The sequence below is a fragment of the Photobacterium sp. GB-210 genome (genome assembly GCF_003026075.1).
Taxonomy (GTDB): domain Bacteria; phylum Pseudomonadota; class Gammaproteobacteria; order Enterobacterales; family Vibrionaceae; genus Photobacterium.
In genome coordinates, this window is the sequence record NZ_PYNU01000039.1 from 1 (window position 1) to 8,186 (window position 8,186).

Annotated in this window: 5 protein-coding genes and 1 pseudogene; all 6 read right to left on the minus strand. The window is 39.6% G+C overall.

From position 1 onward, the window contains the following. Positions 1-283, minus strand: a pseudogene (locus C9J38_RS21225) (hypothetical protein); the annotation flags it as partial. A 154-nt stretch (positions 284-437) separates the two neighbouring features. Continuing rightward, positions 438-1,478: a hypothetical protein gene (locus tag C9J38_RS21230; RefSeq protein WP_107208788.1), complete on the minus strand. Its 1,041-nt coding sequence runs from the start codon at positions 1,476-1,478 to the stop codon at positions 438-440. A gap of 161 nt (positions 1,479-1,639) precedes the next feature. Further along, positions 1,640-2,701 (minus strand): hypothetical protein, encoded by a 1,062-nt coding sequence (locus C9J38_RS21235; protein ID WP_107208789.1) that lies wholly within the window; start codon positions 2,699-2,701, stop codon positions 1,640-1,642. After that, positions 2,691-6,314: a LysM peptidoglycan-binding domain-containing protein gene (locus C9J38_RS21240; RefSeq protein ID WP_107208790.1), complete on the minus strand. Its 3,624-nt coding sequence runs from the start codon at positions 6,312-6,314 to the stop codon at positions 2,691-2,693. Before C9J38_RS21240 ends, C9J38_RS21235 begins: the two co-directional genes overlap by 11 nt. Before the next feature lie 2 nt (positions 6,315-6,316). Next, positions 6,317-6,847, minus strand: a complete 531-nt coding sequence (locus tag C9J38_RS21245) for a DUF4123 domain-containing protein (protein ID WP_158259530.1) — start codon at positions 6,845-6,847, stop codon at positions 6,317-6,319. Then, the coding region (gene tssI / locus C9J38_RS21250; RefSeq protein WP_146144074.1) for a type VI secretion system tip protein TssI/VgrG at positions 6,847-8,186 on the minus strand (1,340 nt) is incomplete at its 5' end. The genes tssI and C9J38_RS21245, both read right to left, overlap by 1 nt.

Below are 8,186 nucleotides of genomic sequence, written 5' to 3' on the forward strand. Positions count from 1 at the left end.
AATACATCGCTTCTGGATTTTTTTTATCAGCTAAAGGTTGAAGTGTTTTTTCAGCTTTTCCCCATAACTTACGCTGAATATTCAAAATCCCCTCAAAAAGTGGATCACCAGGCTGATAGATACTCGCAATATCAATAGAAGGGTTGATACTTGATATCGGGTTTTCTGATAAAAATTGTTCAAACACAGCAATATCGGCTTGTTGAGGTGTTGTTGCTTTTGAGCAACCGGTTAAGGCTATCGAAGAGAGAGTTAAAAGTAGAGTAGTAATTATTACTTTCATGCATTTAAGGCCTTAATTTAGCTGACTAAGAAGCTAATTGATTTTAATGCTGAATAGTACACCTAAAAAGAATTGGGCAATAATTTGCTTTAATATTGATTAAAAAAGCGCTTCCTTTTCATTTAGGAAGCGCTCAAAAATTGCTAAAAAATAATTAACCTTCAGGGACGTGAGCACCATCGATATAAATCACTTTTTTTACCGAGTCAGCTTTTTCTTGAGCCTTTTTATTCGCAGCAATTAAGGCGTCTTTTTCTTTAGGTGGGTGGGTAAAACTTATTCCAAAATCATCGCCATTAAATAACTCTGTCGCTTTAGCTGCAATGTACTTTTGTGTTTCTGTTAATGAATCATCATGAAGGCTTTCAATTCTATAACCTCTCCATGATATGTTCGAACCAAGTTTTAACCCTTGTTCGTCTAAACGTTTCATCTCCTCACTATGGAGGCGATTATGCTTGGCTTCATAATCTCCTAAAGCATCAATAGCCGGTACAAAGTTATTAAACCGCGCATAATTAAGAAGATCCACAGCCATAGCTTCCATGTTTTTATTTGGCTTATCTTCATTGATAATTGTATTCGCATACTCTACGAGCGGGTAGTAATAATGCTTTTCAGCAGATTGAATAACCGCATCAATATACTCCTTGTGGGTTAGGTCAGGTTTCAATGTAGTGCTGTAATATACGGCACGAACGTCGCCTGTTTTGGCTTTTTCAGCAAAGAGTTTTTGTGCTTTTTTTGTCCATTTATCGCTGCATTCATTGGGAAAGTACATTCGACAAATATCGTTTTTTGGAGAAAAAAACAAAGCTGCGTATGGATTACCTTGTTCAGCTGATTCCATATATAGCTTTTTAGCTATAGGGTTGTTTTTAATACCCGTTCCCCATGTAATTGATGCTAACCAAAATTTTGCGTCAGGATTTTGGTTCTTTGCCATAGGTTCAAGTTGTTTCTTTGCCTCAGCCCAAAGGTTACGTTGGATATACAAAACACTTTCAAAAAGCGGATCACCAGGCTGATAGATACTCGCAATATCAATAGAAGGGTTGATACTTGATATCGGGTTTTCTGATAAAAATTGATCAAACACAGCAATATCGGCTTGTTGAGGTGTTGTTGCTTTTGAGCAACCGGTTAAGGCTAAAAAAGAGAAAACTAATAATAGTGTACTAATAGTTACTTTCATGCATTTAGACCTTAACTTAGCGGACTGAGAAGCTGATTGATTTTAATGCACAATAGTACACCTAACAATTACTGGGCAATAATTTGCTTTAATATTGATTTAAGAAGCGCTTCTTAAATATCTAGAAGCGCCCTAAGATCATTTAAATTGATGAGTTTGTATTATTGTATATCTGAACGTGAGTAGAACATTGTTGCGTGAGCACCATCAATATAAATAACTTTTTTAACAGCATCTGCTTTCGCTTGAGCTTCTTTATTAGCAGCGATTAAGGCTTCTTTTTCTTTTGGGGGGTGAGTGAAGCTTAGTCCAAAGTCATCGCCATTAAATAAATCAGTTGCTTTGGCTGCAATATACTTTTGTGTTTCTGTTAATGATTTATCCTCAAGAGCATTATTTCTGTAACTTCTCCATGATATTTTCGACCCAAGTTTTAACCCTTGTTCGTTTAAACGTTTCATCTCATCACTATGAAGGCGATTATTTTTGGCTTCATAATCTCCTAAAGCGTCAATAGCAGGAACAAAATTATTAAATCTAGCATAATTAAGCAGTTTAACTCCCAAAGTTTCTAAATCTTTATCGGGATTGCTTAATTTTACAATGTTGTTGGAATATTCAACCAGTGGGTAGTAGTAATAATTTTCAGCAGCTTGAACAATCGCATCAATATACTCCTCGTGGGTTAGCTCCGGTTTCAGTGTTACACTGTAATACACGGCACGTACATCACCTGTTTTTGCTTGCTCAGCAAAGAGTTTTTGTGCTTTTTCTACCCATTGCTCACTGCATTCATTCGGAAAATACATTTGGCATTGATGATTGTCAGGTGCAAAAAATAATGCCGCATATGGGTTACCTAACTTAGCTGATTGTAAAAGCATCTTACGAGCAATAGGGGTACTTTTAATGCTTCCTGAGTATGAGATTAAAGCAGACCAATAAAGTGCATTTGGGTCATTTTTATCAACAAGCGGTTTCAGTGCTTTTTCTGCTTTTCCCCAGAGATTACGCTGAATATTAAGTACCCCTTCAAAAAGTGGATCACCAGGCATATAGATACTTGCTACATCAATAGATGGACTGATGCTTGAGATCGGATTTTCTGATAAGAATTGCTCAAACACAGCAATATCAGCTTGTTGCGGCTTGGTTGCTTTGGTGCAACCCATTAACACTATCGATATAAGTGCGATAATGAAAGTCGTAAATTTAAATTGCATCTGTCTTCCATTCTATTGATGTGTATTGTTGAGTTCGTAGTTTATCTTTAAGCTGATCGCGAATTTCTTTGGTATGAGCATCAAGATCATCGCCATTATAAAAGCATATATAATCGGTCATTGTGAAAGCAGGGTTAGAAGTGATTACTTTATACAATGTCATGTTTTTACAAAGCTCAGCGCAGTTTTTATTAAATTCATATTCATCTTCTTTTTTGTTATCACCATACTTTTTAATAAATAAAGCCAATTTTCTCCAACTCACTTTAAAGCTTTCCCATTGGGTTGATGGGGCCTGCTGTGTTTCTATATCACCATTCATGAGCACGAGTGCTCGCTCAAATTGGTTTTGATTGACACCACTAGTGTTATTAGTTAACCATTGTAAAATTTGTAAGATAGCATTAATTTGGATAGTGTTTTCAGCAATTTTATACTGAACGGATATCAAACAGTTAAGTAGGGAAGATAGTGTTTCTGGTGGGATACTAGTTATCCATGTTTGCATATTAACTTTGTTTTCTTCTTCAGTAATACGCTGAGCAAGAAACGGCGCATACTCTCCTTTTAGCGTTTCTTGTTTATAGTAGCGTACTGCTTTATCGGGCAGTAACATCGCCTCGGCAAAAGTTAAACCCAATGTGATGGCAACAGTCAGCACGTTGTTAAAGGCAACAAAATCTTCATTTACACCGTTACTGTCAGATTCACCAAACAATGCAATGCGTCTAAATCCACTTTCCTTAAGCACCGCTAAGCAGCAGTTAATAAAACGGTCAGCATTTTCAGGGTTTAGCTCAATAGCAACTTTACCCGAGCAACCTGGACCTGCCACGAATTGAGCGGCAGCGATTATGATAAACTCCCCATGTTGATAGGTGAGTCTTAACTCCGCACTGGCTCCTAGTCCATAGCTCACAGAGGCTTTAGCACTGATTTTACCTAAGGTGAGATACGAGTTGGGATTATTCGGTTTACTTGAGGCGCCTATTGCACTACTTACCAGTGGCGGTTGCCAATAGAATTCAGCAGATACAGCGCCACCTGCTTCAACACCAACAAACATATCAACTTTAGATTTAGCCTCTGCGGCAACCGCACTTAATGCTCTTTGTCCGCCGATGACTTTAGATGTTGCACTTTGACCATCCACAAGATTGTAGCTCGGCACATTGACTGATGAGCCTCTAATGCCAATGCCCCCATTATCTTCGCTTGGTCCAAATGTTATTCCCGTTCCTAGTTGGCACGTTGCAGCAGCAAGACCATAAACTTGCGCACTTAAATTGATAGCGATTAAACCAACATGATAAGACTGAACCTCTGTGCTGCCTGTTTTCATGTAAGGGATTTTGATGTCGTAGCCACGAATTTTGTTTTGTTGGCTAGGCTTATTACTTTTAACCTTGGCGTTTTCATCATTTAATGGTAACCACGTTGAAAAGTTTAATTGAGTATTAAAAAACTGTAGTTCCCCTTTGATTTCGATTTCACTGCCAAAGGTGTTTGAAAATTCAAACCCTGTTAATTTATCATCAAATGTATGGAATTTGGTGGCTGCGTCAGAGGTAAAGCGCATAAATTGTGCCTGCGCGTCAGCATTGTACGCACACTGTGCACCATCTGGCGCTAAACCCTCCTTATAGTGATATCCATCAGACCAAAACTCAGATGTCGAAGTGAATTTAGCTATTTTTGCAGATAGCGTTAAATCAATCTCTCCTCCTTTCTTCATTTCATCTAAAGCTGTTGTTAAGTCTGTACCTGTCTCTTCTACGTGATTATTCGCGGACGGAGCTTCAATTTCTACATTGAGTTCTTGGATGTGACCTGCACAGGTTTTATCGTCTTTATTTGAGGGTAAATACCAGTGAGGGCCTCGGATCCAGAAAAGATTGCCGTCTGACATTAGGCAACATTCAACGATTTGAATATCGTTAGTGCCTGCTTTATTTATAAACCGCCCTAGCTTCTTTTCTTTTACTTTATGTTCCTTTTCATCATCTATTAGAGTGAAAGTCACACCTGTAATATTGTCACTTAAAAAATGTAAGGATGTTTTACTCTGTGCATTTTTATTGGCAATCGATAAGAGCAGTTCCTTGCGGGCAATAGCCACTTGCTTTATCCAAAGCAGTTGTTTTATCACTTCATTGACAGGAGCGGTGTTCCCCGCACCTAAAAGCGCGTTTAAATCATCTTTAAGACTTTTTAAGCTGACATCAATCAGGTTAATCAGCCCTAAAGTGGGATAATACGCCCAATCACAAACATTCGCTTCATTGACAATGTCTTTCGCTGCTGCTTTTCCAGGACACAGTTCATTGTAGAGTCGTTGTATAGTTTGTTCTTGTTTAACATTGAGTGGGGTAGGCTCACTCGACCACGACCAGAAAGATATTTCTCGCCAAGATGTATCTCCTTTTTTACCGACAAGTGCTTTAGGGCCAAAGTGTGACACATCCGTACCAATGAGGTGCGACTGACTTAAACACTGCTCAATAACAACGAAACCGAGTGAGTTGAGTTTTTCTAAATGACGAGCGAAAGCAGTAGGTATTGTAGCAGTAGAATCTGGCAATTTTCGAGGCGTAAGTGCATTACGGATCCCATTGCTATAATATTCATTTAGTTTATCTTGAGAAAAAGAGATGAGATCGTTCTCATCACATGGTCGATTCTGGTTAAATGCCTTAATGGTATTAGCAATATCGATCTGTTTTTGACTCGTGAAAAAATGACTGTTTTTATCAAAAACAAAAGAAGTGCCATCATCAGATAGGATATGTTGAGCATTGCTTTCTGCTTTTCCTTTAAGGACGTTAATTTTCTTTTCTATTGACTTAAGTAGGTTTGATCTTAAATTACTCAGTGCTTTTTTTCTTCGCTCTGATTGTTGCGCTAGACTTTGGTATTCATCATATAAGCTATCTGCCTTTTCTAGACCATAATTATTGGAATTGGCAAGTTCTATTCCTATATTAGCTTTATCATGTATATTTACATGTTTTAGTTCATCATCAAAAGAAAGATTATATGTTGATGCTAAGCTTTTAATAAATGCCTCTCTTCCCCCATCGTAATAATCATCTGCACCCGTTTCTAATACCATTTTATCTATAATTAGCTGATGATACTTTTCTTTATCTTCATCGTTATCTAGAAACTGCTCATGAGGCTTAGTATTAAAATTTGACAATACCCCTAACTTATCTAACGCGCTGAATTTATCTTTTTTTGAATCAACCCCCACAACATTTTCAATCAGGGTTTCTTTTTCTTTTAAAATGGCTTTTCGGGCCGTTTCTGTGATGGCATACCACGTTTTTTTACCGGAAATAAGGTGGCTTGGTACATACAAAACATCGACAAATTTTGGCTGAACCGCAGAACAAGTCGTGTTCCCCGTCGCTGTGCTGGTTGGTTTTTCTGGTAAGGGGATCCTTTCACCCGATGATGTATTATCAGGAATATTTAATGTATTTCCCTCAAGAATGTAGTCAATATCTTGAATTTGATCACTGTTGAGTTCTTGTAGCTTTTCTACAGTTGTATTGTATTTTAGGGCAATTAAGCTAAGGCACTCATCTTTTGTTATTTTATGCGTATTCATTGTCAACCCCATTGTTTAAAGCATGCCGAAACCAGAGCGTAATGATCGGTTGGTAAATATTGGAAATGAATATTTTCTTGTTGAATCGATTTAATATGTTGCTCTTCGTCTGTCCAATATAGGGCTTTCGCTGGACCAAGTAATGTCGCTAAGTCTTGAGGCGAAACCTTACATTGCTCACTTTCAATTTGTTCCCACATAACATTGGTGTAATACCGAAATAACATTTTTTTACCGTCCACTTGAATAATCAGCAATTTCTGAAGGTGGTTAAGTAATGTGTTTGTTTCAACTGATGCGTCAACGGCAAACATGACTGAACTTGAATCGAAGTAGGGCATTACTTTCCATTTATCTAACGCTGACTTGTCTTGCCCTAAGTTCACCAGTAACGGACTTTGATCTATCAAATATTCAAAATCACACCCTTTAAAAAGAGCGATGTTTTGTTCAATTGAAAAAGCGTTATTTACTATTAAAAATGCATCGGGGATACGAACTGTATCAACGAGTAACCAATAATTCACAGACATTATGCATCTCCTCGACATGGGCAGTCATCGAGAGGGCAGCTACCATCTGTTTGTTTTTGGCAAAGCTTTGCAAGAGGAACATTGGCAATTGCCAATGTTTCCATGGTTGCAGGGGAGAGTTGAAGGGGTAAAGGATTTAATGCCACAGCCGCTTCTACTGCACCCGGCAGTAATGGAGATTGTCCAGCAAAGCCAGAGCCACTGCCCGCACTGCCACCTGCATTGATGTTGACCGCTGCCCCCGAAATTGAAACGCCAGATGCATCTATTTTGATAAAGCTGTCGCCAGCCTTCAGCGTGATTTCAGCCCCCGCTTCAATCACGGCTTTTGAGCCTGCTTTAAGGTGTACTTCATTACCCGCATCCACCAGTAAGGCTTGGCCTTGTTTCATGTGTAAGTTGCCATCAACAACAAGTGTTTGATCGGCTTTCACATGCGTACGGCTTTCACCGTCGACGGTTAGGTGATCGTGGGTTTTAATGTGGGTGAAGCGTTCATTGTCTACATCAAGGTGTAAATCGTGTTTGATGTCGTCTTTGCGGTCATTTTCCACCAACATGTTCACGTCTTTTTGTGCGTGAACGTAGATTTCTTCTTTGCCCGCTTGGTCTTCAAAGCGCAGCTCGTTATAGCCATCCCCTTGGTGTGTTTCCGTGCGCAATACCGTGCGGGTTTTATTCGCCGGTAACGGGTAAGGGAGCTTGTTGGTCGCATGGTAAGTGCGGCCAGTGATAATCGGTTGGTCTGGGTCACCTTCTAAGAAACTAACAATGACCTCGTGACCAATACGCGGCAGTGCAACCATGCCATATTGGCTCCCCGCCCAACCTTGGGAGACTCGTATCCAGCAACTCGCATTATCATCACTGTTACTGTATCGGTCCCATGGGAACTGGACTTTCACGCGACCGTATTCATCACAGTAAATCTCTTCGCCTTCAGGGCCCACCACCATCGCAATTTGTGGGCCGTCTACACGAGGTTTAGCCGTGTAGGGGGCTCGCCATGGGCGATGACCGGGTATCACAATAAAATCATTGTTATAGGTTGTTACGCCTTGTCCGCCAGCTTCTTCTAATGCTTGCGGCTGCGTGCCCATATGGTTAACCGCCACCACGAGCCATTCGTCATTACATTGCTCATCATCGTGCTCTTGCAAGGCAAAGTTCACCCCAGCAATTAAACCGTGGGTGTTACTTTCACCATAGGCTGTATTGGCATCACGACGTAATGATTCGAGTCGAAAAGAAGTAAACGGCTTACCAGTGGCATCATCTTTGTAACGCCCTGGGTAATCGTAATGTTCGTAATTGGCTTGCTGGTAATCGGCTTCTTTCG